The organism is Pseudomonas syringae group sp. J248-6, from assembly GCF_032586995.1.
In the GTDB taxonomy this organism is placed as follows: domain Bacteria; phylum Pseudomonadota; class Gammaproteobacteria; order Pseudomonadales; family Pseudomonadaceae; genus Aquipseudomonas; species Aquipseudomonas amygdali.
This window is the reverse complement of record NZ_JAWHOP010000010.1, coordinates 22,193-48,821: the sequence shown is the minus strand read 5'-3', so window position 1 is coordinate 48,821 and position 26,629 is coordinate 22,193. Positions and strand designations below refer to the sequence as shown.

23 protein-coding genes are annotated in these 26,629 nt (G+C 57.5%); 16 read left to right on the top strand and 7 right to left on the bottom strand.

What is annotated here, in order from left to right:
- The first annotated feature begins 2 nt into the window (after window positions 1-2).
- Window positions 3-788, top strand: coding sequence for a TenA family transcriptional regulator (locus tag RYC17_RS14720; RefSeq protein WP_058401266.1), 786 nt, complete (start codon window positions 3-5; stop codon window positions 786-788).
- Window positions 789-816: 28 nt separating this feature from the next.
- Here the strand turns inward: RYC17_RS14720 and RYC17_RS14715 are convergent, their stop codons facing one another.
- The 5 genes from RYC17_RS14715 to RYC17_RS14695 form a co-directional block, all read right to left on the bottom strand.
- Window positions 817-1,743, bottom strand: coding sequence for a GGDEF domain-containing protein (locus RYC17_RS14715; RefSeq protein ID WP_002554573.1), 927 nt, complete (start codon window positions 1,741-1,743; stop codon window positions 817-819).
- Between the two features lie 214 nt (window positions 1,744-1,957).
- Window positions 1,958-2,698 carry a YciK family oxidoreductase gene (locus RYC17_RS14710; protein WP_058408399.1) on the bottom strand — a complete coding sequence of 247 codons (741 nt, stop codon included), beginning with the start codon at window positions 2,696-2,698 and terminating at the stop codon, window positions 1,958-1,960.
- A gap of 13 nt (window positions 2,699-2,711) precedes the next feature.
- Entirely contained in the window at window positions 2,712-3,383 is a 672-nt protein-coding gene (gene mupP / locus RYC17_RS14705) for an N-acetylmuramic acid 6-phosphate phosphatase MupP (protein WP_058401268.1), read from the bottom strand.
- A gap of 3 nt (window positions 3,384-3,386) precedes the next feature.
- The gene (ubiG, locus tag RYC17_RS14700) at window positions 3,387-4,085 is read right to left on the bottom strand and encodes a bifunctional 2-polyprenyl-6-hydroxyphenol methylase/3-demethylubiquinol 3-O-methyltransferase UbiG (protein ID WP_002554570.1); all 699 of its coding nucleotides are present in this window, start codon (window positions 4,083-4,085) and stop codon (window positions 3,387-3,389) included.
- Between the two features lie 85 nt (window positions 4,086-4,170).
- The gene (locus RYC17_RS14695; RefSeq protein ID WP_316903584.1) at window positions 4,171-5,502 is read right to left on the bottom strand and encodes a TRZ/ATZ family hydrolase; all 1,332 of its coding nucleotides are present in this window, start codon (window positions 5,500-5,502) and stop codon (window positions 4,171-4,173) included.
- Window positions 5,503-5,622: 120 nt separating this feature from the next.
- Here RYC17_RS14695 and mtnA point away from each other — a divergent pair, with 120 nt between their 5' ends.
- From mtnA to RYC17_RS14625, 14 genes are all read left to right on the top strand, one after another.
- A complete protein-coding gene (gene mtnA / locus RYC17_RS14690; protein WP_058401270.1) occupies window positions 5,623-6,699 on the top strand; it encodes an S-methyl-5-thioribose-1-phosphate isomerase in 1,077 nt (358 codons plus the stop codon).
- A 304-nt stretch (window positions 6,700-7,003) separates the two neighbouring features.
- A complete protein-coding gene (gene gyrA / locus RYC17_RS14685) occupies window positions 7,004-9,790 on the top strand; it encodes a DNA gyrase subunit A (RefSeq protein WP_058401271.1) in 2,787 nt (928 codons plus the stop codon).
- A 204-nt stretch (window positions 9,791-9,994) separates the two neighbouring features.
- A complete protein-coding gene (serC, locus tag RYC17_RS14680) occupies window positions 9,995-11,080 on the top strand; it encodes a 3-phosphoserine/phosphohydroxythreonine transaminase (protein WP_002554566.1) in 1,086 nt (361 codons plus the stop codon).
- Window positions 11,080-12,174, top strand: coding sequence for a prephenate dehydratase (pheA, locus tag RYC17_RS14675; protein ID WP_316889490.1), 1,095 nt, complete (start codon window positions 11,080-11,082; stop codon window positions 12,172-12,174). The genes serC and pheA overlap by 1 nt, the downstream gene beginning before the upstream one ends.
- Before the next feature lie 57 nt (window positions 12,175-12,231).
- On the top strand, window positions 12,232-13,836 hold the full coding sequence (locus tag RYC17_RS14670) for a prephenate dehydrogenase/arogenate dehydrogenase family protein (RefSeq protein WP_316903582.1): 1,605 nt from the start codon (window positions 12,232-12,234) through the stop codon (window positions 13,834-13,836).
- Window positions 13,833-14,522, top strand: coding sequence for a (d)CMP kinase (gene cmk, locus RYC17_RS14665; protein ID WP_002554563.1), 690 nt, complete (start codon window positions 13,833-13,835; stop codon window positions 14,520-14,522). The genes RYC17_RS14670 and cmk overlap by 4 nt, the downstream gene beginning before the upstream one ends.
- Window positions 14,523-14,643: 121 nt before the next feature.
- A complete protein-coding gene (rpsA, locus tag RYC17_RS14660) occupies window positions 14,644-16,335 on the top strand; it encodes a 30S ribosomal protein S1 (protein WP_002554562.1) in 1,692 nt (563 codons plus the stop codon).
- A gap of 320 nt (window positions 16,336-16,655) precedes the next feature.
- A complete protein-coding gene (ihfB, locus tag RYC17_RS14655; RefSeq protein WP_002554561.1) occupies window positions 16,656-16,952 on the top strand; it encodes an integration host factor subunit beta in 297 nt (98 codons plus the stop codon).
- 24 nt (window positions 16,953-16,976) lie between these two features.
- Window positions 16,977-17,219, top strand: a complete 243-nt coding sequence (locus tag RYC17_RS14650) for a lipopolysaccharide assembly protein LapA domain-containing protein (RefSeq protein WP_002554560.1) — start codon at window positions 16,977-16,979, stop codon at window positions 17,217-17,219.
- A gap of 412 nt (window positions 17,220-17,631) precedes the next feature.
- Window positions 17,632-19,068: an MBL fold metallo-hydrolase gene (locus RYC17_RS14645; RefSeq protein ID WP_316903580.1), complete on the top strand. Its 1,437-nt coding sequence runs from the start codon at window positions 17,632-17,634 to the stop codon at window positions 19,066-19,068.
- 262 nt (window positions 19,069-19,330) lie between these two features.
- Window positions 19,331-20,311 (top strand): SDR family oxidoreductase, encoded by a 981-nt coding sequence (locus tag RYC17_RS14640; RefSeq protein ID WP_316903579.1) that lies wholly within the window; start codon window positions 19,331-19,333, stop codon window positions 20,309-20,311.
- Window positions 20,304-21,320 (top strand): MraY family glycosyltransferase, encoded by a 1,017-nt coding sequence (locus tag RYC17_RS14635; protein ID WP_122258058.1) that lies wholly within the window; start codon window positions 20,304-20,306, stop codon window positions 21,318-21,320. Before RYC17_RS14640 ends, RYC17_RS14635 begins: the two co-directional genes overlap by 8 nt.
- Window positions 21,321-21,419: 99 nt before the next feature.
- On the top strand, window positions 21,420-23,414 hold the full coding sequence (locus RYC17_RS14630; RefSeq protein ID WP_122258059.1) for a polysaccharide biosynthesis protein: 1,995 nt from the start codon (window positions 21,420-21,422) through the stop codon (window positions 23,412-23,414).
- Window positions 23,415-23,573: 159 nt separating this feature from the next.
- A complete protein-coding gene (locus RYC17_RS14625) occupies window positions 23,574-23,921 on the top strand; it encodes a ComEA family DNA-binding protein (protein WP_122258060.1) in 348 nt (115 codons plus the stop codon).
- 105 nt (window positions 23,922-24,026) lie between these two features.
- Here RYC17_RS14625 and RYC17_RS14620 read toward each other — a convergent pair whose 3' ends face one another.
- Window positions 24,027-24,596, bottom strand: coding sequence for a TetR/AcrR family transcriptional regulator (locus tag RYC17_RS14620; protein WP_122258061.1), 570 nt, complete (start codon window positions 24,594-24,596; stop codon window positions 24,027-24,029).
- Window positions 24,597-25,041: 445 nt separating this feature from the next.
- Between RYC17_RS14620 and RYC17_RS14615 the strand changes: the two genes are divergently transcribed.
- Window positions 25,042-26,319, top strand: a complete 1,278-nt coding sequence (locus RYC17_RS14615; RefSeq protein WP_122258062.1) for an aromatic amino acid transport family protein — start codon at window positions 25,042-25,044, stop codon at window positions 26,317-26,319.
- A gap of 72 nt (window positions 26,320-26,391) precedes the next feature.
- On the opposite strand, the gene RYC17_RS14610 is transcribed toward RYC17_RS14615, so the two are convergent.
- Entirely contained in the window at window positions 26,392-26,598 is a 207-nt protein-coding gene (locus RYC17_RS14610; protein WP_002554553.1) for a hypothetical protein, read from the bottom strand.
- Window positions 26,599-26,629: the final 31 nt, after the last annotated feature.

Genomic DNA, 26,629 nt, shown 5'->3' with positions numbered 1-26,629 from the left:
CAGTGATCGACACTTTCGAGAGAACCGGTCCGCTCATGGAAGCCAGCAGTTATCCGGCCTGGGCGCAGCAGTTGATCAAGGATTGCAGCGCTGCAAAGGCACGGGTGGTCGAGCACGAGTTGTACCAGCAGATGCGTGATGCAAAGCTGAGCCCGCAGATCATGCGCCATTACCTGATCGGCGGTTGGCCGGTTGTCGAGCAGTTCGCGGTGTACATGGCCAAGAACCTCACCAAGACCCGCTTTGGTCGTCATCCCGGCGAAGACATGGCGCGCCGCTGGCTGATGCGCAATATTCGCGTCGAACTCAATCATGCCGACTACTGGGTGAACTGGTGTGCGGCGCACGACGTGACGCTTGAAGATCTCCACGATCAACGAGTTGCGCCTGAGCTGCATGCACTGAGCCACTGGTGCTGGCAGACCAGCTCTTCGGATTCACTGGCTGTTGCGATGGCGGCCACCAACTATGCCATTGAAGGGGCGACGGGCGAGTGGTCGGCAGTGGTCTGCTCCAATGGGGTCTACGCCGAAGCATTCCCTGAAGAAACCCGCAAGAAAGCCATGAAGTGGCTCAAGATGCATGCACAGTACGACGACGCGCACCCTTGGGAGGCGCTCGAGATCATTTGCACACTGGTGGGTAACAAGCCGAGCCTGCAGCTGCAGGCCGAGCTGCGTCAGGCTGTTACCAAGAGCTACGATTACATGCATTTGTTCCTTGAACGCTGCATGCAGCTGGACAAGGTCAAGCCTGCGCGTGGGCGTGTTGCCGCGCTGGAAGTGTAGAGGCAGGGCGAGAGAGACAGAAAAAGTGCTAGCTGGCCATGGCGAGTCGGTTGCGACCTTCGCGCTTGGCGACATACAGAGCGTTGTCTGCCCTGCGCAGCAGGCTGTCGGCGGTTTCTGCCGGCAGCAGTGTCGAGCATCCCAGGCTGACAGTCATGGTCAGTGCCGGGTCTAGCTCGCGAAACTCGAGGTTCCGCACGGCCTGGCGCAGGCGTTCGCCGATCAGTTCAGCCGAGCTGGCTCCGGTGTTGGAAAGAATCACCACGAACTCTTCGCCGCCGTAGCGGAACACGCGATCAATATTGCGCAGTTGCGCTTTCAGGCTTTGCGCAACGGTTTTCAGTACATCATCGCCAGTATGATGGCCGTACTCGTCGTTCACTTTCTTGAAATGATCGATATCCAGCATCAGCAATGAAAGCGGTTGCTTGTGACGACGCGATATCTCTATCTCGCGAGCCAGGCCCTGATCCATTGCGATACGGTTACCGGTACTGGTCAAAGGGTCGCGCAACGCCGTCTGTGTAGCGATGCGATAGAGCAGTGCATTCAGTAGCGGATAGACCAGACAGACCAGCAGCGATTCAAGGTCGCTCAGCTGCCGGGTATCAAATGGCTTGGCGCCTTGAAACTCCAGCTCACCGATGCACTTGCCCTCGTGACGCAGGTGAAAAGTGGCGCTGTCGGATGACATCTCGCCCAGACGCAGATTCAGGTCACTTTCGATATGTCGATAGGCCAGACCACTCAATGGCAGGAACCGTTGCACACCCTGAAAAAACAGGGTCAGTATCCGCTCGGCTTCCAGGCTGGTCTGCAATTGTCGCCCAAGCTGATAAACCAGCTCGGGCAGTGACGGGGGTGGAAGTATGGCGTCGGGTCGATTTCGAAAACCCAGGCGTTGCAGTTCAGCCGTATCGAAATCGATTGCATGGGTCTGGGTAGGAAAATTCATCTCTTCGCTCCTCAGCACATATTGCTGGCTTGGCTGGGTTAGAGGGGATGTCGTGCCATTCGGTTCATTTTTGCCCGGACTTATTAAAATCAGTGGTTTAGCTGACGCCATCTCTCTGACAGTGAGGGCGAGTCGGCAATTCCTTGACTTAAAATGCCGCTAAAAACGCCTGCCGTGACAGTTTTCCGTCACGGCAATGTCTGGTTATTTTTGCTCACTGAGCATTCAGCGCCTGCCCGTTTATGCCCTTACTGTCCGGCCCCATCAAGTACAGGTAGACCGGCATGATGTCTTCGGGCGCGGGATTATTCTGCGGGTTTTCGTCAGGGTAGGCCTGCGCACGCATGCCGGTGCGGGTAGCACCCGGGTTGATGCTGTTGGCTCGCACGCTGGTAACGCCTTCAAGCTCGTCGGCGAGGGTTTGCATCAGGCCTTCGGTAGCAAATTTCGACACCCCGTACGCGCCCCATTGTGCGCGACCCTTGCGGCCCACGCTGCTGGAGGTGAAGGCTATCGATGCATCCGTTGAACGCTGAAGCAGCGGCAGTAGTGCCTGGGTGAGCATGAAGGTGGCATTGACGTTGACGTGCATGACCTGCATGAAGTCTTCGCCTGGCAGGTGTTCCACGGAAGTGCGCGGGCCGATGATCGAGGCGTTGTGCAGCAGCCCGTCAAGACGGCCGACTTTGCGCTCGATCATGGTCGCCAGGTCGTGATACTGCGCGGGGTCGGTGCTTTCCAGGTCGAAGGGTATGACCAACGGCAGCAGATGACCTGCTGCCTGTATCTCGTCATGGACCTGAGCCAGGCTGGCTTCAGTCCTGCCCAGCAGCAGAACAGTCGCGCCGTGGGCAGCGTAGGTTTTTGCGGCTGCAGCACCGATGCCGCGAGCGGCACCGGTGACTAGAATGATCCGGCCCTTGAGCAGTTCCGGGTGCGCGGAGTAGTCAAACATGTAAAAACCTCGTTCAGCAGCTGCACAGTGCGTTATCCAGCACCTTGCGCAGTTCCAGCGGATGATCGACCACCACGTCGGCACCCCAGTGATCGGGGTTGTCGTCGGGGTGGATATAGCCGTAGCGCACGGCAGCGGTCTTGGTGCCTGCGTCGCGACCGGACTCTATGTCGCGCAGATCGTCGCCTACGAACAGGACGCTGGCCGGGTCGAGGTCGAGCATCTTGCAGGCCAGAATCATCGGCTCGGGGTGCGGCTTGCTGTGCGTGACATGGTCAGGGCAGATCAGTACGGCGGAGCGTTCGGCCAGGCCGAGTTGTTCCATGATCGGCTGAGCAAAGCGCACCGGCTTGTTTGTCACCACACCCCAAATCAGGCCGGCCTTCTCGATGTCGGCCAGCAACTCGGCCATGCCATCGAACAGCTTGCTGTGGACGGCGCAGTCACGCTGATAGCGCTCCAGAAACTCGAGGCGCAATGCTTCGAATTGCGGCGCTTGCGGCGACATTGCGAAGGCCGCTGCCACCATGGCCCTGGCACCCCCTGAAACTTCATCGCGGATCAGTTTTTCCGGTACCGGGGGAAGGCCGCGGTCAGCCAGCATCGCCTGAGCAATGGCGATGAAGTCCGGTGCGGTGTCGAGCAGGGTGCCGTCCATGTCGAATAAAACCGCTCTCAAACGCATCTCTCACGCCTCCCGCAGGGTCTGGATCATGTAGTTGACGTCGACGTCGGAGGCCAGCTTGTAATGCTTGGTCAGCGGGTTGTAGGTCAGGCCGATGATGTCCTTGACCTGCAAGCCTGCATCGCGGCTCCAGGCACCCAGCTCGGAAGGGCGGATGAATTTTTTGAAGTCGTGAGTCCCGCGCGGCAGCAGGTTGAGGATGTACTCGGCACCGACCACGGCGAACAGATAAGCCTTCGGGTTGCGGTTGATGGTCGAGAAAAACACCTGACCGCCCGGCTTGACCATGCGGTAGCAGGCACGGATCACCGACGATGGGTCCGGTACGTGCTCAAGCATTTCCAGGCACGTCACCACATCGAACTGCTCGGGCATCTCTTCGGCCATGTCCTCGGCGGTAATCTGCCGATACTCGACGCTGACGCCTGATTCAAGCTGATGCAGCTGTGCAACGGCCAGCGGCGCTTCGCCCATGTCGATGCCGGTCACCGTTGCGCCGCGCAGGGCCATCGCCTCACTCAGAATGCCGCCGCCGCAGCCGACGTCCAGTACTTTCTTGCCTGCCAGACCGACACGCTCGTCGATCCAGTTGACGCGCAGCGGGTTGATGTCATGCAGCGGCTTGAATTCGCTTTCGCGGTCCCACCAGCGATGGGCCAGGGCCTCGAATTTGGCGATTTCTGCGCGGTCGACGTTGCTCATGGGTGTCCCTCTTGAACTCAAAATTCTTTTTCATCAGTCAGGCTTATAGATAAGCCTGACTGGCATGTGTTCGGTCCGAATCGAATTATTCGGCTTTGCCGGAAATACGCTGGCCCCAGGCAATCGCGGTGTCGCGCAGTGCCTGTTCATCCATACGGGTCAGCCGGCGATTGTCGAGCAATTGCTTGCCGGCCACCCAGACATGGCTTACGCAGTCGCGGCCAGTGGCATATATAAGCTGCGATACCGGGTCGTAAATCGGTTGCTGGGCAAGGCCCGACAGGTCGAAAGCGACCATGTCCGCAGCCTTGCCAATCTCCAGCGAGCCGGTCTCGGCCTGAATGCCCAGTGCGCGGGCACCGTTGAGGGTCGCCATGCGTAGCGCGCGGTGGGCATCCAGCGCCGTGGCCGAGCCAGCGACAGCCTTGGCCAGCAAGGCCGCGGTGCGGGTTTCGCCGAGCAGGTCCAGGTCATTGTTGCTGGCCGCGCCATCGGTACCCACTGCAACGTTCACACCGGCCTGCCACAATCGCTCGACCGGGCAGAAACCGCTGGCCAGCTTGAGGTTGGATTCGGGGCAATGAATGACGTTGGTATTGCTTTCCACCAGCAATGCCAGATCCTCATCGTTGATCTGCGTCATGTGCACGGCCTGGAAACGCGGGCCGAGCATGCCCAGGCGATTCAAGCGGGCGAGAGGGCGCTCCTGGCGCTGTTCGACAGCCTGATCGACTTCAAATGCGGTCTCGTGGACGTGCATCTGGATCATGGCGTCCAGTTCATCGGCGATAACCCGGACCTTTTCGAGGTTTTCATCACCCACGGTATAAGGCGCATGCGGGCCAAAGGCGATCTTGATGCGTGGATGATGAGCGAGGTCGTTGAACAGCTCGATACCGTTGTGCAGTGCTTCATCGGTGGTGTGAGCCCCCGGAATCGGGAAATCCAGCACCGGAACGGTGATCTGTGCGCGCATGCCGCTGGCGTGGACGCGCTCGGCAGCTACCTTGGGGTAGAAATACATGTCGGAGAAGCAGGTGATGCCGCCCTTGAGCTGCTCGGCGATGGCCAGGTCGGTGCCATCGTGGACGAAGTCTTCGTTGACCCATTTGCCTTCGGCAGGCCAGATATGGTCCTGCAGCCAGGTCATCAGTGGCAGGTCATCGGCCAGTCCGCGAAACAGCGTCATGGCTGCATGACCGTGGGCGTTGATCAGGCCGGGGCTGAGCAGCATGCCGGGAAGCTCCTGCACCTGCACCGCATTCTGCCTCAATGCCTCGGCCCGTGGGCCTATATAGACGATACAGCCATCGCGCACGCCGATGCCGTGGTCCTTGAGCACCACGCCTGCGGGCTCGACCGGCACCAGCCAGGCGGGCAGGAGCAAAAGGTCGAGCGGTGCTGTAGCGTTCGGCATGAGAAGGTTTCCATCGTTTATTACGTTGATGGCGAAGTATACCCGAGCGTCTTCGCAGGCGGCTCGCTATAATCAGCGGCTTTTGATGCTGGGTTTCGGATGTTCAAGATGGAGTTGGCGATGCGCGATCGACTGTTGGCTGCAGAGAAAGTTAAGGCCATCGATTGGCGAGACGACGCTCTGTACCTGCTGGACCAGCGGGTACTGCCGTTCGAGGAAGTCTGGCACCGCTATACCACCGCCGAGGGAGTCGCCGAGGCGATTCGCACGATGGTCGTGCGCGGGGCACCGGCTATCGGTATCAGTGCCGCCTACGGCGCGGTGCTGGGCGCACGTGCGCGCATTGCCGAAGGCGAAGACTGGTATCCGGCGCTGGAAGAAGACATGCAGTTGCTGGCCGACTCACGCCCGACTGCCGTGAATCTGTTCTGGGCATTGAACCGGATGCGTGATCGTCTGATGCGTGTCAAGGACGGCGACGATCCGCTCGTGGCCCTTGAGGCAGAAGCCGTGGCGATTCACCTGAGTGATCGCGAGGCCAACCTGACCATGGCGCAACTGGGCGCCGACCTGATCCGCAGGCATCAGGGCAATCTGCAGACGGTGCTCACCCACTGCAATACCGGAGCGCTGGCCACCGGTGGTTTCGGGACTGCGCTGGGCGTGATCCGCGCGGCGCATCTGGAAGGCATGATCGAGCGGGTCTATGCCGATGAAACCCGGCCCTGGCTGCAGGGTTCGCGGCTTACCGCCTGGGAGCTGGCCAACGAAGGCATTCCGGTCACCTTGAATGCAGACTCTGCCGCTGCGCACCTGATGCGTACCAAGGGCATTACCTGGGTCATCGTCGGGGCCGACCGCATCACCGCCAATGGTGACGTGGCGAACAAGATCGGCACCTATCAGCTTGCCGTAGCCGCGATGCACCACGGGGTGCGCTTCATGGTGGTGGCACCGAGTTCGACCATCGACATGGAAATGGCCAGCGGCGACGACATCATCATTGAAGAGCGCGACGGTCGTGAGCTGCTTGAAGTGGGCGGTCAGCGGGTCGGCGCGGATGTCGAGGCCTTCAATCCGGTGTTCGATGTGACACCGGCAGACCTGATCGATGCCATTGTGACCGAGAAGGGCATTGTCGAGCGTCCCGATACCGCGCGCATGGCGCAATTGATGAGTCGTAAACACCTTCACTGATGCGCACAGGCTCGAGCCGTTGCCGCTGTGCAATGCGGCTGGGCGGGCCTGTAAGCGTTTCTCAGGCGTCTTGCACGCCGGTGGCTCGTTTTCAGCGCCTGCAAAGGATGTGAGCACCTCGGCGATTGTGGTAATATCCGGCGGTTATCGGGGACACTGATTGTAGTCGCCCACGCTGCGTAGATTCATGGCATAACTCGTTGATTTGTCGTAAGTCGCTGCCCTGCACATGCTGGCAGCGGCGAGCTTCGTATACCCCGAATGGGTTTGCGAGGTTTCACCAGAAAAAGGAATCAGGCTTCTCATGGGCGAACTGGCCAAAGAAATCCTCCCGGTCAATATCGAAGACGAGCTGAAGCAGTCCTACCTCGACTACGCGATGAGCGTAATCGTCGGTCGGGCACTGCCCGATGCACGCGACGGCTTGAAGCCCGTGCACCGGCGCGTGTTGTTCGCAATGAGCGAGCTGGGTAACGACTGGAACAAGCCGTACAAGAAATCCGCCCGTGTGGTTGGTGACGTGATCGGTAAGTATCACCCGCACGGCGATACAGCCGTGTACGACACCATCGTTCGTATGGCTCAGCCATTCTCGCTGCGCTATCTGCTGGTAGACGGTCAGGGCAACTTCGGTTCGGTCGACGGCGATAACGCTGCGGCCATGCGATACACCGAAGTGCGCATGACCAAGCTGGCGCACGAGCTGCTGGCCGACCTGCACAAGGAAACCGTGGACTGGGTGCCGAACTACGACGGCACCGAAATGATCCCCGCGGTCATGCCGACCCGTATTCCCAACCTGCTGGTCAACGGCTCCAGCGGTATTGCTGTGGGCATGGCGACCAACATTCCGCCGCACAACCTCGGTGAAGTCATCGACGGTTGCCTGGCACTGATCGACAACCCAGAGTTGACGGTCGACGAACTGATGCAGTACATCCCCGGCCCGGATTTCCCGACAGCGGCGATCATCAACGGCCGTGCGGGCATCATCGAAGCCTATCGCACGGGTCGTGGACGCATTTACATGCGTGCCCGCTCCATCGTCGAAGACATCGACAAGGTTGGCGGTCGTCAGCAGATCGTCATCACCGAGCTGCCTTACCAGCTGAACAAGGCACGTCTGATCGAGAAGATCGCCGAGCTGGTCAAGGAAAAGAAACTCGAAGGCATTACCGAGCTGCGCGACGAGTCCGACAAGGACGGTATGCGCGTGGTTATCGAGCTGCGTCGTGGCGAAGTGCCGGAGGTTGTTCTCAACAATCTTTATGCCCAGACCCAGCTGCAAAGCGTTTTCGGTATCAACATCGTTGCCCTGATTGACGGCCGTCCACGCATCCTGAACCTCAAGGACCTGCTGGAAGCCTTTGTTCGTCACCGTCGCGAAGTGGTTACCCGCCGTACCGTATTCGAACTGCGCAAGGCCCGCGAGCGTGGCCATATCCTTGAAGGCCAGGCTGTTGCGCTGTCCAACATCGACCCGGTCATCGCCCTCATCAAGGCCTCTCCGACACCTGCAGAAGCCAAGGAAGCGCTGATCAAGACGCCTTGGGAATCGAGCGCAGTGGTCGAAATGGTCGAGCGTGCCGGTGCCGATTCGTGCCGCCCCGAGAACCTCGATCCGCAATACGGCCTGCGTGAAGGCAAGTATTTCCTGTCGCCGGAACAGGCTCAGGCCATTCTGGAGCTGCGTCTGCATCGCCTGACCGGCCTGGAACACGAGAAGCTGCTGGGCGAGTACCAGGAAATCCTCAACCAGATCGGCGAGCTGATCCGCATCCTCAACAGCGCAACGCGCCTGATGGAAGTGATCCGCGAAGAGCTGGAAGTGATCCGCTCCGAGTACGGCGACGCCCGTCGTACCGAAATTCTCGATGCACGTCTGGACCTGACCCTGGGTGACCTGATCACCGAAGAAGAGCGCGTGGTCACCATCTCCCATGGCGGCTATGCCAAGACCCAGCCATTGGCGGTCTATCAGGCTCAGCGTCGTGGCGGCAAGGGCAAGTCGGCCACCGGCATCAAGGATGAGGACTACATTGCTCACCTGCTGGTCGCCAACAGCCACACCACGCTGCTGATGTTCTCCAGCAAGGGCAAGGTGTACTGGCTCAAGACCTACGAGATCCCGGAGGCCTCCCGCGCTGCCCGTGGTCGTCCGTTGGTCAACCTGTTGCCGCTGAGCGACGGCGAATACATCACCACCATGCTGCCGGTCGACCTCGAAGCGATGCGCAAGCGTGCCGACGAAGAAGGCGAAGCCCTTGAAGGCGAGCTGGACGACGCGGAAAACAGCAGCGAGACCGAAGAAGAGCGCAAGGCCCGTATCAAGGCTGCCGACAAGAAGAAGGCTCCGTTCATCTTCATGTCCACCGCCAACGGTACTGTCAAGAAGACCCCGCTGGTTGCATTCAGCCGTCAGCGCAGCTCGGGCCTTATCGCCCTTGAGCTGGACGAGGGCGACATCCTGATCTCTGCGGCCATTACCGATGGCGAGCAGGAAATCATGCTGTTCTCCGACGGTGGCAAGGTGACCCGTTTCAAGGAATCCGACGTGCGCGCCATGGGCCGTACCGCTCGCGGTGTTCGTGGCATGCGTCTGCCAGAAGGGCAAAAGCTGATTTCGATGCTGATCCCGGAAGAAGGCAGCCAGATTCTGACTGCTTCCGAGCGCGGCTACGGCAAGCGTACGGCCATTTCCGAGTTCCCTGAGTACAAGCGTGGCGGTCAGGGCGTCATCGCCATGGTCAGCAACGAGCGTAACGGCCGTCTGGTCGGCGCGGTTCAGGTGCTTGATGGCGAAGAAATCATGCTGATTTCCGATCAGGGCACGCTGGTGCGTACCCGGGTCGGCGAAGTGTCCAGTCTGGGCCGTAACACCCAGGGCGTTACCCTGATCAAGCTGGCCAGCGACGAGAAGCTGGTCGGTCTGGAGCGTGTTCAGGAGCCGTCGGAAGTCGAAGGCGAAGAGCTTGAAGGCGAAGAGGTTATCGACGGCGTGATCGTCGATGCCGCTGAAGCTGAAGTGGACGATGCCGGTGAAGACCTGCAGGCGGACGCTGCGCCAGATGAAGACGAACCGCAGAACTGAGCTGTAACGTAAATCAGGTAAGGGCTGGCTCGTCTGTGAGTGCATGTGCATTCCAGGCAAGTCCAGCCCTTGCAACATTCGGCCAGCCCTGCAGCCGGATCAGAATTTCAGCAAGGAGCTGCCAGTCGCTGCGGCGTCTGTCTGCTCGTGGCAAGCAACCAGAAACAAGCGCGTACAGACCCAACGTATTTGACGAGAGTGGATATGAGCAAGCGAGCCTTTAACTTCTGCGCAGGTCCTGCTGCGCTTCCTGAAGCTGTTCTGCTGCGTGCCCAGGCGGAACTCCTCGACTGGCACGGCAAAGGCCTTTCCGTCATGGAAATGAGCCACCGCAGTGACGAGTTCGTCTCCATTGCCACCAAGGCCGAGCAGGATCTGCGCGATCTGCTGTCCATCCCCTCCAATTACAAAGTGCTGTTCCTGCAAGGCGGCGCGAGCCAGCAGTTCGCCCAGATTGCGCTGAACCTGCTGCCGGAAAACGGCAAGGCCGACTACATCGATACCGGCATCTGGTCGCAGAAGGCTATCGACGAGGCATCGCGCTATGGCACGGTCAACGTCGCCGCCAGCGCCAAGCCTTACGATTACTTTGCCATTCCCGGTCAGAACGAGTGGAAGCTGTCCAAGGATGCTGCCTACGTTCACTACGCGCCAAACGAAACCATTGGTGGTCTGGAATTCAACTGGATTCCCGAAACCGGCGACGTGCCGCTGGTTGCCGACATGTCTTCGGACATCCTCTCGCGCCCGGTGGACATCTCGCGTTTCGGCATGATCTACGCTGGCGCCCAGAAGAACATCGGCCCCAGCGGCATCGTGGTGGTGATCATTCGCGAAGACCTGCTGGGTCGCGCGCGCTCGCTGTGCCCGACCATGCTCGACTACAAGGTCGCTGCCGACAACGGCTCGATGTACAACACGCCGCCGACTCTCGCCTGGTACCTGTCGGGGCTGGTCTTCGAATGGCTCAAGGAGCAGGGCGGTGTCGAGGCAATCGGCAAGCGCAACGAAATCAAACAGCGCACGCTCTATGACTTCATCGACGCCAGCGAGCTGTACAGCAACCCGATCAACAAGCCCGATCGCTCGTGGATGAACGTGCCGTTCCGTCTGGCTGACGATCGTCTCGACAAGCCGTTCCTGGCCGGTGCCGATGCAAACGGTCTGCTCAACCTCAAGGGCCATCGCTCGGTGGGCGGCATGCGTGCATCCATCTACAACGCAATCGATATCAACGCCATCAACGCGTTGGTGGCCTACATGAAAGACTTCGAGAAGGAGCACGGCTGATGTCCGAGCAAGAACTCAAGGCGCTTCGCGTCCGTATCGACAGCCTCGATGAAAAGGTTCTGGAACTGATCAGCGAGCGTGCCCGCTGTGCCCAGGAAGTGGCCAGGGTCAAGATGTCCTCGCTGGCGGAAGGCGAAGTGCCTGTGTTCTACCGTCCGGAGCGCGAAGCTGCGGTGCTCAGGCGAGTCATGGACCGCAATCGTGGTCCGTTGAGCAACGAAGAGATGGCGCGTCTGTTCCGCGAAATCATGTCTTCCTGCCTCGCATTGGAGCAGCCGCTCAAGGTCGCCTATCTCGGGCCTGAGGGGACGTTCACCCAGGCCGCGGCGATGAAGCATTTCGGTCACGCCGTCATCAGTCTGCCGATGGCTGCAATTGACGAAGTGTTCCGCGAAGTGGTCGCTGGTGCCGTGAATTTCGGTGTGGTTCCGGTGGAAAACTCCACCGAAGGCGCGGTCAATCACACCCTCGACAGCTTTCTCGAACACGACATGGTGATCTGCGGCGAAGTCGAACTGCGCATTCACCACCATCTGCTGGTGGGCGAAAGCACCAAGACGCAAAGCATCACGCGCATTTATTCCCATGCCCAGTCACTGGCCCAGTGCCGTAAATGGCTGGATGCCCATTACCCGAATGTCGAGCGCGTCGCCGTTGCCAGCAACGCCGAAGCCGCCAAGCGGGTCAAGGGCGAGTGGAACTCGGCGGCCATCGCTGGCGATATGGCAGCAGGTCTGTATGGTCTGACGCGTCTTGCAGAAAAGATCGAAGATCGCCCGGACAACTCCACGCGCTTCCTCATCATCGGCAATCAGGAAGTACCGCCGACCGGCGATGACAAGACCTCGATCATTGTGTCGATGAGCAACAAGCCGGGTGCGCTGCACGAGCTGCTGGTGCCGTTTCACGAGAGCGGTCTGGACCTGACACGCATCGAAACCCGCCCGTCGCGCAGTGGCAAGTGGACCTACGTGTTTTTCATCGACTTCGTCGGCCATCACCAGGACCCGCTGGTCAAGGCCGTGCTGGAAAAAATCAGCAGTGAAGCCGTTGCCTTGAAGGTGCTGGGTTCCTACCCGAAAGCGGTTCTTTGAGGGCGTTGTACATGATCCGTTTGTTTGTTGTCTTGTCGGGCTGTCAGGTGTGTTCGCGTGGTTGATGTAATTTCGGAACAAGCGGCCCGGCCGTTGATCGGTCGTCTGGTGGTCGTGGGGCTTGGGCTGATCGGCGGCTCCTTCGCCAAGGGCGTGCGCGAAAGCGGCCTGTGCCGCGAAGTCGTCGGCGTCGATCTTGATCCGCAGTCGCGAAAGCTGGCAGTCGAATTGGGCGTTGTGGATCGCTGTGAAGCCGATCTTGCCGTGGCCTGTCGTGGCGCCGACGTGATTCAGTTGGCGGTGCCGATTCTGGCTATGGAAAAGCTCCTGGCGCTGCTTGCACCGCTGGATCTGGGTGACGCAATTCTCACCGATGTTGGCAGCGCCAAAGGCAATGTGGTCAGCGCTGCACGCCAGGCATTCGGCCATATGCCGTCACGTTTTGTGCCTGGGCATCCGATTGCCGGGTCCGAGCAGAGTGGCGTTGAAGCGTCCAATGCGGCGCTGTTCAGGCGTCATAAGGTTATTCTGACCCCGCTGGCTGAGACCGATCCTAAAGCGGTGACGATTGTCGACCGGTTGTGGTCTGCCTTGGGTGCCGATGTCGAGCACATGCAGGTCGAGCGTCACGATGAGGTGTTGGCTGCAACCAGCCACCTGCCACATTTGCTGGCATTCGGTCTGGTCGACTCACTGGCCAAGCGTAATGAAAACCTCGACATATTCAGGTATGCCGCTGGCGGCTTCCGTGATTTCACGCGTATCGCAGGCAGCGATCCGACCATGTGGCACGATATCTTCATGGCCAATCGGCAAGCAGTACTGCGCACGCTGGACAGCTTTCGTACGGATCTCGATGCCTTGCGCGACGCGGTAGATGCAGGCGACGGCGCACAACTGATGGACGTGTTCACACGCGCTCGCGCAGCCAGGGAGCACTTCGGCAGAATTCTGGCCAGTCGTGCCCGGGTCGATACAGCGTCTGGCGACCATCGTGAGGTTCGCGGCGGGCCTGCGGATGGCGTGAGCCACCACATCAAAGGGCCGGTGGATGTCATGTCTGCGGTGCTGTTCATGGTGGCGACGTCGATCAGCGAAGGGTGCGACTTGCTGCTCGAGGACGTTCCGGTCAGTTCCCCTTGTGAGGGGGCGATCGATATCCTGCGCCTGATGGGCGGCGATATCGTGCTGCAAAATGTCCGCAAACTGGCGAGCGGGACGCTCGCAGACCTGCATGTCCGCTCCGCCCGGCTGAAAGGGGCTGATATTCCTGAAGCGCTGGTGCCGTTGGCGATCAATACATTTCCGGTGCTGCTTGTTGCCGCAGCGTGTGCAGAAGGGCGTACCATTCTGCGCGGCGCACAGGCGCTGCAAGCCGACGAGTCAGAGTGCGTCAGGCTGATGGCCGATGGTCTGCTGGCTCTGGGTATCGAGGCCGAGCCAGTGCTGGATGGCATTATTATCGAAGGCGGTGTGCCGGGTGGCGGCGAGGTTGATGCTCGCAGCGATCAGCGTATCGTCATGGCGTTTCGCGTTGCATCGTTGAGGGCTTCGGCGCCCATCCGTATTCAAGCGTGCGCGGATGCCGCCGCATCGTTTCCCCATTTTCTGGCGCTGTGCGCTCAAGTTGGCATGCGTGTAGCGCAAGAGGACAAAAAGTGAAAATCAAAGCTCCCGTTATCACCATCGACGGACCCAGCGGTTCCGGAAAGGGCACTGTAGCCGGATTGCTGGCCAGAAAACTCGGCTGGTGCCTGCTTGATTCCGGTGCCTTGTATCGCCTGCTGGCTTTTGCCGCGCGCAATCATGGCGTCGACCTGACCAATGAAGAAGCGCTCAAGCTTCTGGCCGCTCATCTGGATGTCCAGTTCGAAGCGACTGCGGCCGGGCAGGGGCAGCGCATCATTCTGGAAGGCGAGGATGTCACCCACGCCATTCGCAACGAGCAGGTAGGCAGCGGCGCGTCGCAGGTAGCTTCGCTGCCGGCGGTGCGCGACGCCTTGCTGTTGCGCCAGCGCGCTTTTCAGGAGGAGCCGGGGCTTGTTGCGGATGGTCGCGACATGGGCACCGTGGTGTTCCCGGATGCGCCACTGAAGATTTTCCTCACTGCCAGTGCCGAGGAGCGTGCGCGTCGACGTTACTTGCAGTTGAAGGCCAAGGGCGATGATGTTAGTCTGTCGAGTCTGCTAGATGAGATATGTGCACGCGACGAGCGTGACACCCAGCGAGCGGTAGCACCGCTGAAGCCGGCGCACGACGCCATACAGCTGGATTCCACTGAATTGTCCATCGAGCAGGTGCTGGAACGCATTCTGAGCGAAATCGCACTTCGCGGTATCGCCGGATGACGAAGAAGCGTGTGGGAGACCAGTCATAGTCCCGCAGGCTTTCTTTTACTTGAACGAAACCCACGTTGTCTGGAGCGTGGCAGATGGGCGTATTCTTCGCCCTTGATCAACAGGAATTAAAATGAGCGAAAGCTTTGCAGAACTTTTTGAAGAAAGCCTAAAGACCCTCAACCTTCAGGCTGGTTCGATCATCACCGCTATCATCGTTGATATCGACTACCAGGCAGGTTGGGTTACGGTTCACGCCGGTCTGAAATCTGAAGGCCTCATCCCGCTGGAACAGTTCCACAACGACGCTGGCGAGCTGACCATCAAGATCGGCGATGAAGTTCACGTTGCGCTGGACGCGGTCGAAGATGGCTTTGGCGAAACCAAGCTGTCCCGCGAAAAAGCCAAGCGTGCCGAGTGCTGGATCGTTCTGGAAGCGGCTTTCGCAGCTGAAGAAGTGGTCAAGGGCGTTATCAACGGTAAGGTTAAAGGCGGCTTCACTGTCGACGTTAACGGCATCCGTGCGTTCCTGCCTGGTTCTCTGGTTGACGTCCGCCCTGTGCGTGACACGACTCACCTGGAAGGCAAAGAGCTCGAGTTCAAGGTCATCAAGCTGGACCAGAAGCGCAACAACGTTGTCGTTTCCCGTCGCAGTGTCCTGGAAGCCGAGAACAGTGCCGAGCGCGAAGCTCTGCTCGAGTCCCTGCAGGAAGGTCAACAGGTCAAGGGTATCGTCAAGAACCTCACCGATTACGGCGCATTCGTCGATCTGGGTGGCGTCGATGGCCTGCTGCACATCACCGACATGGCCTGGAAGCGCATCAAGCATCCATCGGAAATCGTCAACGTTGGCGATGAGATCGATGTAAAGGTCCTGAAGTACGATCGCGAGCGCAATCGTGTTTCCCTGGGTCTGAAGCAACTGGGTGAAGATCCATGGGTTGCTATCAAGGCTCGCTACCCGGAAAGCACCCGCGTTACCGCGCGTGTTACCAACCTGACCGACTACGGCTGCTTCGCAGAGCTGGAAGAAGGCGTGGAAGGCCTGGTACACGTTTCCGAAATGGACTGGACCAACAAGAACATCCACCCTTCGAAAGTCGTTCAGGTTGGCGACGAAGTGGAAGTCATGGTTCTGGACATCGACGAAGAGCGTCGTCGTATCTCCCTCGGCATCAAACAGTGCAAATCCAACCCATGGGAAGATTTCTCTGGCCAGTTCAACAAGGGCGATAAAATCTCCGGCACCATCAAGTCGATCACCGATTTCGGTATCTTCATTGGTCTGGACGGCGGCATCGACGGCCTGGTTCACCTGTCCGACATCTCCTGGAACGAAGTGGGCGAAGAAGCCGTACGTCGCTTCAAGAAGGGCGACGAGCTCGACACCGTGATCCTGTCTGTTGATCCTGAGCGTGAGCGCATCTCGCTGGGTATCAAGCAGCTGGAAAGCGATCCGTTCTCCGAGTACGTCACTGTCAATGACAAGGGCGCTATCGTTCGCGGTATCGTTAAAGAAGTTGACGCCAAAGGCGCCATCATCACCCTGGCCGACGACATCGAAGCGACCCTCAAAGCCTCCGAAATCAGCCGTGACCGCGTTGAAGACGCGCGTAACGTTCTGAAAGAAGGCGAAGAGATCGAAGCCAAGATCATCAGCGTTGACCGCAAGAGCCGCGTAATCAGCTTGTCCATCAAGTCGAAAGATGTTGAAGACGAGAAAGAAGCCATTCAGAGCCTGCGTAGCAAGCCTGAAGTCGCTGAAAGCACTGGTCCTACCACCATTGGTGACCTGCTGCGCGCGCAAATGGAAAAACAGAACTAAGTTCTGCTTGACCACAAAAAGGACGACTTCGGTCGTCCTTTTTTATTTCTGCTGCTAAGGCCTTACAGGCTCTTGTTTCAGGAATGTCTGCACAGGCACTGCCCAGGCTGCCAAATGTCCTCAGTGGCCTCTCAGGCCGTCTCTATTCTTCGAATGCTTCAGCTCCCTTCCGATACGTCTCGCCTGTAATGTGGGTGTAATCTTTTCATGCCTGGTAGACAGTATTGAACATAAGTCAATAGATGGGCTGTTCAAATTCATCCGGTCATGCTAAAACCTTCCAAGCGCTGATCTAGCTGCTTGAAAAAGAAGGGAAAAATATGACGAAGTCGGAGTTGATCGAACGAATTGTCACCCATCAAGGGCTGCTCTCATCCAAGGATGTCGAGCTGGCCATCAAGACCATGCTTGAACAAATGTCCCAGTGCCTGGCGACCGGTGACCGAATCGAAATTCGGGGTTTTGGCAGCTTTTCACTGCATTACCGTGCACCGCGAGTAGGGCGCAACCCGAAGACCGGCCAGTCGGTTAGTCTCGACGGCAAGTTTGTCCCGCATTTCAAACCAGGCAAAGAGCTGCGGGATCGGGTCAATGAGGATGAAGAAGAGGGCTTTTGAAGCCATTTACCACAGGATCACCAGATGCGTATCTTCAAACGAGTCATTTTGATCGTCGCCGTGTTGCTTGCTGTTTTGGCAACAACCGTGTTCGTGCTTGAAAACAGGCAATCTGTCGCGGTAACTTTTTTCGGCTGGTCAGCGCCTCAGCTTCCGTTGGCATTGCCAGTTGTCCTGGCTCTGCTGCTGGGCATGGTTATCGGTCCGGTGCTGACATGGATATCCAGTCTTCGCAAAAAACGTACGCCTTCCCCTCGCTCCGTTTGAGCAGCGCTGATCAGGCTTCGCCGAATGCATTTCTGGCGACGTAATATGCGTATTCTCCACGCCCTTGCACCCCATCGAATGGCATGCGGCGTTTCGAGGCTGGCGTTTGCTTCACGCTTATCGTCGGTATTCTTCAAAAAATCGGGCTTATAATTCTGTCAGTTTATTCTTCTGTTGTACGAAGAGTAGTTACTTTAGTGTGTAGGATTAATCTCTTTTTTAATTCAGGTGCCCATTCTAAAGGGGTAGCCGGTTATCTTCTTTAGCAGCGCCGATTGCTGCTGTCCTGACAGCTTTGTGTCAAGTCTTGAAAATAAGCCTTTCACGTGCAGAATGCGCCGAAACTTACTGTTCAGATCCGATGCCGGATGTTGCAAACATCAAGTACAGGCTGGCAAGAAAAGGTAACTGCATGTCTTATCCGGAAATCATTCATCACGGTGCTGTCGATACGGTAACCGGTTCCTGTCATCAATTGTGTATGGACGCCTCGAGCAACCTGTTGATCGACTGCGGCTCGGTGCAGGAGCGCGGTGAGCGTGCCGCCTCATTCGGGTTCGACCCAGAGACTATCAGGGCGCTGCTGGTCACCCATGTGCACAATGACCATGTCGGGCGTATCCCCGAGTTGCTGGCCTCTGGCTACAAGGGACCCATACTGTGCAGCGAGCCCAGCGCCCATCTGCTGCCACTGGTCATGGAAGATATCCTGAAGATCGAGTTTGCGCATGACCCCGAACAAATACAGCGTTACCTGGAGCTCATCAACAAGAGAATCATCGCGCTGCCATTCGATAACTGGTTCAGTCTGGTCGAACACGAAACATTGCACTGCCGGGTTCGTCTGCAGCGTGCCGGACATATACTCGGTTCTGCCTATATCGAGTGCGATCTGCACTACCCTGCGCAAGGGCGTTCCCTGCGTGTAGTGTTCTCCGGTGATCTCGGCGCAAGTCACACACCGTTTCTGCCAGCCCCCAAGCCCCCGGAACGCGCGGATGTTCTGATTCTGGAAAGCACTTACGGTGATCGCCTTCACGAGGATCGCAGCATTCGCCAGCAGGCACTTGAGCAGATCATAGACAAGGCACTCGAAGATAACGGCACGGTTCTGATACCGGCGTTCAGCATCGGTCGTACTCAGGAATTGCTCTACGAGCTGGAGGATATTCTGCGGCGCAAAATGCCGTCGAATCATTCTGCTGAAAACAGTGTGCTCCCGTCTGGAGGTGAAATACCGCCTGCCGATTGGTCGAGGTTGCCGATCATTCTTGACTCGCCTCTGGCGAGCCGGTTCACGAAGGTCTATCAGGCATTCGAAGACTATTGGGATGAGGATGCCCGGCTAAGACTCGATGTCGGCAGAAAACCGCTGGGCTTCGAGCAACTGATCACTGTCGATACGCATGAGGAGCACCTGCGTACCGTCAACTACCTGACCAGCACTGCGCGTCCGGCCATCGTGATTGCCGGCAACGGCATGTGCGTCGGAGGCAGAATTGTCAATTACCTGAAAGCCATGTTGGGCGACGCCAGGCATAACGTGGTGTTTGTGGGCTATCAGGGCAAGGGCACACCTGGTGCAGCCATTCAGTTGCACGGTCCGTTGGGCGGCTATGTCGAACTGGATCGTGAACGCTTTGATATTCACGCAGGGGTTCATACCGCCAAAGGCTATTCTGCTCATGCTGATCAGGCCGGACTCGTCGGTTTCGTCACGGGCATGAAAGAGTGGCCTGTGCAGATTCGATTGGTGCACGGCGAGGCAACTGCGAAAAAGGTGCTGGGGAATATTCTGGGTCGTAAATACGCGCTTGAAAAAAGAACGGTAGAGCTGCTTATTCCTTGATAGGCGAGCGCGCTAGTTATCGGTTGAAGGCGTAATTGAATTTTCAAGGTGTGCACCTGGCCCTGGTTAATGTAAATCACCTACGTCCCATACGGGAGGCCCGAGCGTCACTGATGCAGGCATTTATACAGTTGATTCAGGTGCACTGCCGAAAAGGGTTTTTTACGCCGACGGGAAAGTTATAAAATGGATTGAAGATATTTTCAGTTGTCAAAAAGCGTCGCATACGGAATATTTGGCCAATTTTGAAGGGCGTTCTTGCATGAGCGGTGATGTTGCATTGGTTGCAATAACAGGTGCGACAGGTTTCGTGGGCAGTGCTGTTGTGCGCCGATTGATCGAGCGCACCGGTCATTCTGTTCGGGTTGCGGTGCGGGGTGCCTATGCCTGCTCTTCAGAACGCATCAAGGTTGTCAGCGCACAGTCGCTGGCTTCGGATAACCAGTGGTCTGATCTTGTAACCGGGGCGCATGTGGTTATTCATTGTGCTGCCCGGGTCCATGTACTCAACGAGACCGCTGATGAGCCGGATCAGGAATACTTTCGCGCCAATGTCACTGCGACGCTGAATCTTGCCGAGCAAGCCGCAGCGGCGGGGGTCAGGCGCTTTATCTTCCTCAGCTCCATCAAGGCCAACGGCGAGTTTACCCATCCCGGTGCGCCGTTCAGAGCCGACGATCCATGTAATCCACTGGATGCTTATGGCGTTTCCAAGCAGAAAGCCGAGGAGGGGTTACGCGAGCTGTCTGCCCGAACCGGTATGCAGGTTGTGATCATTCGCCCGGTTCTGGTCTACGGCCCGGGAGTCAAGGCCAACTTCAAGAGCATGATGCGCTGGCTCGACAAAGGGCTGCCGCTTCCGCTCGGGTCCATCAATAATCGTCGAAGCCTGGTGGCGGTGGATAATCTGGCTGATCTGGTCATGGTCTGCATCGATCATCCTGCAGCAGCTGACCAGACATTTCTGGTCAGTGACGCGGATGACCTGTCCACAGCCCGGCTTTTGCGTGAAATGGGCAAGGCCCTTGGAAAACCGGCCCGCTTGCTGCCGGTGCCTGAAGCGCTGTTGAAAAGCGCTGCAGCATTGCTTGGCAAGAAAGCCTTCTCACAACGGTTATGCAGCTCGCTGCAGGTCGACATCAGTAAAACCTGTACGATGCTGGACTGGCATCCACCTGTGAGTATTGAACACGCCATGCAGGATACTGCTCGATATTATCTGGAACACGACAAGCATGATTGAGTGGCTGTCAGTAATTGCTATTGCCTTTGTGTCTCTGCTTTTAACGGCGTTGCTGCGCAAGTATGCCCTCGCCAGAAGTTTGATCGATATTCCAAATGCCCGCAGCTCACATTCCATACCTACACCCAGGGGCGGCGGCGTTTCCATCGTCGTTGCCTTTGTCATTGCGATGGCAATTCTGGCCTGGGTGGGGCATCTGTCTGCATCGGTTTTTTTCGCAGTTGTTGGCTCGGGGGGACTGGTCGCCGTGATCGGTTTCATGGACGATCATGGGCATATCGCTGCACGATGGCGCCTGCTGGGGCATTTTCTTGCCGCTGCCTGGGCCTTGTTCTGGCTCGACGGGCTCGCTCCGGTTGACATCCTGGGGTGGACATTCACCCCCGGTGCTGTCGGCCAGGTACTCGCAGCGTTCTACCTGGTATGGATGTTGAATCTTTATAACTTCATGGACGGCATCGACGGTATCGCCGGTATCGAGGCAGTTACGGTGTGTCTGGGCATGAGCATCATTTATGCGCTGGGTGATTATGTCGGGCTGTCGTGGGAGGTGCTTCTGCTTGCCGCTGCCGTTGCCGGTTTCCTTTACTGGAATTTTCCGCCGGCGAAGATATTCATGGGCGATGCAGGCAGCGGATTTCTCGGAATTGTGCTCGGTGTGCTATCCATTCAGGGTTCCTGGGCCTCGCCTCAGTTACTCTGGTGCTGGCTGATTCTGCTGGGTGTGTTTATTGTCGACGCCACGGTAACGCTTGTCCGGCGTCTGTTGCGCAGAGAAAAGCTCTACGAGGCCCATCGCAGCCATGCGTATCAGTTCGCGTCACGTCATTACGGCAGGCATTCGCCGGTGACGCTGACTGTGGGGCTGGTCAATCTGGTCTGGCTGCTACCTATAGCGATGTGGGTGGCGTTGGGCGATGGCGAAGGGCTGATATGGACGGTAATTGCTTACGTCCCCCTTGTATTACTGGCGCTCAGGTTCCGCGCCGGTGAGGCGGAAATCGGGTAACGAAGCGGTTTTCTGGTTGTCTCAGACTCGTGGTTGTTTCACAAATACCGGTTTGAGGTGATATTTCAACCGGTAGCATAACGGAGCATTAAACAATTGATGAGCAGGTTGCGGGCCAGTTTGCTGGCCCTACCACGCCGCAAAAAGCGAATAATTCAGGTAGCTGCTGACGTTGTTCTTGTCTGGCTCGCCCTGTGGATGTCGTTTCTCGTGCGGTTGGGAATTGATGAGTTGATCAATCCTCTGGAGAAACATACCTGGCTGTTCATCAGTGCGCCGCTTGCAGCTATTCCACTGTTCATTCGTTTTGGCATGTACCGAGCGGTGATGCGCTATTTCGGCAACGACGCCCTGATTGCGATCATCAAGGCCGTCACGATGTCTTCGTTGATCCTCGGTTGCATGGTCTACGTTTACAGCAATCACCAGCAATTGGTCCCGCGCTCGGTCATCTTCAACTACTGGTGGCTGAGCATGGTGATGATCGGCGGCCTGCGGCTGGCCATGCGCCAGTATTTTCTCGGCGACTGGTTCGCGGCAGCGCAACACGTCCCCTTTGCCAAGAGCGACAATGGTCTGCAGAAAGTCGCCATTTACGGCGCGGGCGCGGCAGGAAACCAGTTGGTTGCTGCCTTGCGCATGGGACGCCTGATGCATCCGGTGGCGTTCATTGATGATGACGAATCGATTTCCAATCGGGTGATTTCCGGCCTGCAGGTCTACAAACCCCGAAATATCCAGCGAATGATAGATTCCACCGGTGCTCAGGAAATCCTGTTGGCGATCCCGTCTTCATCGCGCGGGCGTCGCCGGGAAATTCTGGGCTTTCTGGAAGGCTTTCCGTTGCACGTACGAAGCGTTCCCGGCTTCATGGACCTTGCCGCCGGCAGGGTCAAGGTAGACGACCTTCAGGAAGTCGATATCGCTGACCTTCTGGGGCGCGATGCGGTCCCGGCCCGAGACAACCTGCTAGAGCACTGCATCAAGGGCAAAACAGTGCTGGTAACCGGGGCAGGTGGCTCGATCGGCTCGGAACTGTGCCGACAGATATTACTGTTGCAGCCCACCCAGTTGCTGTTGCTCGACCACAGCGAGTTCAACCTCTACAGCATTCTTACCGAACTTGAGCAGCGAGCGGCTCGCGAGTCTCTTTCGGTCAAGTTACTGCCCATACTCGGTTCGGTACGCAATCATCCCAAACTGCTGTCGATCATGAAAACCTGGAAGGTCGACACGGTCTATCACGCTGCAGCCTACAAGCACGTCCCGATGGTCGAGCACAATATTGCCGAGGGGGTCATCAATAACGTTGTCGGTACGCTCAACACCGCACAGGCGGCGTTGCAGGCGGGTGTTTCCAACTTCGTTCTGATCTCTACCGACAAGGCCGTGCGCCCGACCAACGTGATGGGCAGCACCAAGCGCCTTGCCGAACTGATACTGCAGGCGCTGAGCCGCGAGACCGCGCCGGTGATCTTCGGTGACAAGGCCAACGTTTATCAGGTCAACAAGACGCGTTTCACGATGGTTCGTTTCGGTAATGTGCTCGGGTCGTCCGGTTCGGTCATTCCGCTGTTTCACAAACAGATCCAGTCAGGCGGACCGTTGACGGTGACGCATCCCAAGATCACCCGTTACTTCATGACCATCCCCGAGGCCGCGCAATTGGTCATCCAGGCGGGTTCCATGGGGCATGGCGGGGATGTATTCGTTCTGGACATGGGCGAGCCGGTCAAGATTGTCGAACTGGCCGAGAAAATGATCCACCTGTCCGGTCTGTCCATTCGCTCCGAAAAAAACCCGCAGGGCGATATCTCCATCGAGTTCACCGGGTTGCGTCCCGGTGAAAAACTCTATGAAGAGCTATTGATCGGTGACAACGTCGTCGCCACCGAGCACCCGATGATCATGAGTGCGAATGAGGATTTCCTGCAGTGGGATGTCTTGAAGGGCCGTCTTGTAAAACTGCTGGATGCGGTAGACCGCGACGATTACAACAGCGTGCGTCAATTGCTGCGAGAAACCGTAAACGGGTATACGCCGGAAGGTGAAATCGTTGACTGGATGTATCAGGAACGCAGCGGCGAACCGTGATTTGATCAACGATTACCGAGGGCCTGGCAACGGCAGACATACGTTGATTGATCTGGACATAGACAGCAACGCTCGACTTCTTTTCCAGGCGGCGGCAGTGCTCTAAGTTTCAGGCACAGCATGTGAAATGCTGCCTCGAACTGCTATGGAGCCTTATCTATGCGAACCCGTATCTTCAGTGCTTTGATCTTTGCCTTGCTCACCAGTACCTCGGTTGCGGTCAACGCCACTGCGGCACCGTCTTCCTCCGCCGTGTCGCCCGCCACCATGGAAAACGCAGCGCCCGCGGCCGTTCACGAGCAACGTAACGATAAGGTCAATCTCAATACCGCCGATGCGCAAATGCTTCAGAAAGAACTGGCAGGTATCGGAAAAAACAAGGCCGATGCCATCGTTGCTTACCGGGACGCCAATGGCGAGTTTACCTCCATCGATGAATTGATCGAAGTAAAGGGCATTGGCAAGGCTATTCTGGAGAGGAATCGCGAGAAGCTGGCAATTGATTAAGCCTCGCTCTATCCATTAAAAAAAACAGGCCGATCAATGATCGGCCTGTCTGTTTATGCACGCTTTATCGAGAACGGATCTTGATAACGTTCTGTTTTCGATAAGTCAGTTAGCGCTCTTCTTTATCTCCTGTTTGAGATAGCCCCGGGTCGTGTCCAGAATGCGCTGCGACAATTCTTCGTTAAAAGCACTGCGGGCGAGTACCAGGCCGCCTACCAAGGTAGACAGTACCGGCAGGCTCTTGGATTCAGTACCCGTCTGCGCCAGAGACTGATCGAACAGTTCCAGCAAGTGAAGAATGATTTTATCCGTCGTCGCGCTGGGCTGGTCGCGCTGACCCAGTTCCAGGCACATGGTCGGTAGTGGACAACCGCCGTCTGGCGAATCGCGACTGTCTATAGAGAGGTAGAGATCAATGAATTCACTGAGCGAGTCCTGTCTGGCGAAAACGTCGCTGGTGATTCCTTTTACATTGTCGAGGGCGTGACTCAATGCCTGTTCAACAAGATCATCCTTGGATTTGAAATGCGCGTAGAAACCGCCATGGGTCAAGCCCAGTGCCTTCATCAAAGGTTGTAGGCCCGTAGCACCAATGCCATCGCGACGAAAGCGCATGGACGCTTCCTTGACGATACGTTGATGGGTTTGGGCCTTATGATCGAGCGCGTAACGCATGCGCTGAGTCTCCAGAGATGGGCCAATGTGTAACCGCATTTATACATGGATAGATGAATCGATGCAGCAGGCTTTCAATCGTGATGAGAACTTGTGCCGGAATCAAGTGAAAGAACGCCTGTCTGCTTATCCAGCTAATGAGTGAAGCTGGCTGAAAAACGCAAACTGTTCCCGCGCAGAATGCAGGCCCTCGTTGCTTGAAAGAGCGCGCTGCCCTGTAAAACCACGACGTCGTCGACAAGAGGTCGATCATTCTCCAGCCCTTTGTGCAGAAGGCGTGCACGGGATTGCCTGCCTACAGTCCGGAAATTGTTGTCCTACAAGCCTTTGACTTCTGGCGTCAATCCCGGAGAATCTCGCCCGCTGTTTTCGAGGGGAGCGCTGAACTGCCGGCTTTTTCGACGCGCTGCCCTTTTTGATAAACCGGCCACGGAGAGTCGACCGGATGAATGATCAGGCTAACGGCGTCGTAGAACGCCTGGATGTAGCTCCCGAGAGCATCGCCTCTTGGAACCGTAATGACACCACCTGGATGCTCGGATTGTTCGGTACTGCCATTGGCGCAGGTACGCTGTTCCTGCCCATTAATGCAGGCATCGGTGGTTTCTGGCCACTGATGGCGCTGGCGCTGCTGGCGTTTCCCATGACGTTCTATGCCCACCGCGGGCTGACCCGTTTCGTACTGTCCGGGCGTGAAGGGGCCGATATCACTGAAGTGGTCGAGCAGCATTTCGGCAAAAGCGCCGGCGCGATGATCACCTTGCTGTATTTTTTTGCGATCTTTCCGATCCTGCTGATCTACAGCGTGGCCCTCACCAATACCGTGGGCAGTTTTCTTGAGCATCAGTTGCACATAGCGCCGCCGCCACGCGCAGCGCTGGCGTTCGTGCTGATCATGGGCCTGCTGGCCGTGGTGCGTTGTGGCGAGCGGATCATCGTCAAGGCCATGAGCCTGATGGTTTACCCGTTCATCGTCGCACTGCTGTTTCTGGCGGTATTCCTGATTCCGCACTGGACCGGTGGCATCCTGAGTACCGCGACCACCTTTCCCGAGCCTTCAGCGTTCCTGCCTACCCTGTGGCTGGCCATTCCGGTAATGGTATTTTCGTTCAACCACACGCCGATCATCTCGGCGTTTGCCGTTGATCAGAAACGTCAGTACGGCGAAAACGCCGAGGTACGCAGTTCGCAGATACTGGCCCGCGCTCACGGCTTGATGGTCGTGATGGTGCTGTTCTTCGTGTTCAGTTGCGTATTGACGCTGTCGCCAGCCCAATTGGCCGAGGCCAAGGCACAGAACATTTCGATCCTCTCCTACCTGGCCAACCACTTCAACAACCCGACAATCGCCTTCGTGGCGCCGCTGATTGCGTTTGTGGCTATTTCCAAGTCGTTTCTCGGTCACTACATCGGTGCAAGCGAGGGCCTGAAAGGGCTGATTCTGAAAACCGGGCGGCGTCCTGCACCGAAGGCGCTGGATCGTCTGACAGCAGCATTCATGCTGGTGGTGTGCTGGCTGGTAGCAACGCTGAACCCGAGCATTCTGGGCATGATCGAGACCTTGGGCGGGCCGGTGATTTCGGCGCTGCTGTTCCTTATGCCGATGTATGCCGTCTACAAAGTACCCGCCATGCGTAAATATGCAGGTGCATGGTCGAACTACTTTGTGGTGGCCGCCGGTGTGGTGGCGATCTCTGCACTGATCTTTTCGCTGACACGCTGAACCCCGCAGACATGACCCTGGAAGCTGCGCTGATATAACAGCGCAGCCTTTGGCCGGGCTCTGCAATCAGGGTCAATCCACAGGTTCGGGATATAACGGCCTGGACAAATGCATGATGCTGGCATAGTCGTAGACGTACTGGCGTCCCGCATGGCTGGTCGAACGCAGTTGGTCGATCAGCTGTCGCTCTTTCTTGTTCAGGTATCTCAACGCCGGATCTTGACTGGACTTCAGGCGATCACGTTCATGGGCGTCAGGGAAAGCGATGACGTTCGTCATGAAAAATCTCCTTGGGTTTTAGTCCTTGTTT

Coding starts and splice junctions, on each gene's coding strand:
- RYC17_RS14715 (WP_002554573.1), bottom strand. CDS start 1,743: ATGAATTTTCCTACCCAGACCCATGCAATCGATTTCGATACGGCTGAA.
- RYC17_RS14710 (WP_058408399.1), bottom strand. CDS start 2,698: ATGTTTGACTACTCCGCGCACCCGGAACTGCTCAAGGGCCGGATCATT.
- mupP (WP_058401268.1), bottom strand. CDS start 3,383: ATGCGTTTGAGAGCGGTTTTATTCGACATGGACGGCACCCTGCTCGAC.
- ubiG (WP_002554570.1), bottom strand. CDS start 4,085: ATGAGCAACGTCGACCGCGCAGAAATCGCCAAATTCGAGGCCCTGGCC.
- RYC17_RS14695 (WP_316903584.1), bottom strand. CDS start 5,502: ATGCCGAACGCTACAGCACCGCTCGACCTTTTGCTCCTGCCCGCCTGG.
- mtnA (WP_058401270.1), top strand. CDS start 5,623: ATGCGCGATCGACTGTTGGCTGCAGAGAAAGTTAAGGCCATCGATTGG.
- gyrA (WP_058401271.1), top strand. CDS start 7,004: ATGGGCGAACTGGCCAAAGAAATCCTCCCGGTCAATATCGAAGACGAG.
- serC (WP_002554566.1), top strand. CDS start 9,995: ATGAGCAAGCGAGCCTTTAACTTCTGCGCAGGTCCTGCTGCGCTTCCT.
- pheA (WP_316889490.1), top strand. CDS start 11,080: ATGTCCGAGCAAGAACTCAAGGCGCTTCGCGTCCGTATCGACAGCCTC.
- rpsA (WP_002554562.1), top strand. CDS start 14,644: ATGAGCGAAAGCTTTGCAGAACTTTTTGAAGAAAGCCTAAAGACCCTC.
- ihfB (WP_002554561.1), top strand. CDS start 16,656: ATGACGAAGTCGGAGTTGATCGAACGAATTGTCACCCATCAAGGGCTG.
- RYC17_RS14650 (WP_002554560.1), top strand. CDS start 16,977: ATGCGTATCTTCAAACGAGTCATTTTGATCGTCGCCGTGTTGCTTGCT.
- RYC17_RS14645 (WP_316903580.1), top strand. CDS start 17,632: ATGTCTTATCCGGAAATCATTCATCACGGTGCTGTCGATACGGTAACC.
- RYC17_RS14640 (WP_316903579.1), top strand. CDS start 19,331: ATGAGCGGTGATGTTGCATTGGTTGCAATAACAGGTGCGACAGGTTTC.
- RYC17_RS14635 (WP_122258058.1), top strand. CDS start 20,304: ATGATTGAGTGGCTGTCAGTAATTGCTATTGCCTTTGTGTCTCTGCTT.
- RYC17_RS14630 (WP_122258059.1), top strand. CDS start 21,420: ATGAGCAGGTTGCGGGCCAGTTTGCTGGCCCTACCACGCCGCAAAAAG.
- RYC17_RS14625 (WP_122258060.1), top strand. CDS start 23,574: ATGCGAACCCGTATCTTCAGTGCTTTGATCTTTGCCTTGCTCACCAGT.
- RYC17_RS14620 (WP_122258061.1), bottom strand. CDS start 24,596: ATGCGTTACGCGCTCGATCATAAGGCCCAAACCCATCAACGTATCGTC.
- RYC17_RS14615 (WP_122258062.1), top strand. CDS start 25,042: ATGAATGATCAGGCTAACGGCGTCGTAGAACGCCTGGATGTAGCTCCC.
- RYC17_RS14610 (WP_002554553.1), bottom strand. CDS start 26,598: ATGACGAACGTCATCGCTTTCCCTGACGCCCATGAACGTGATCGCCTG.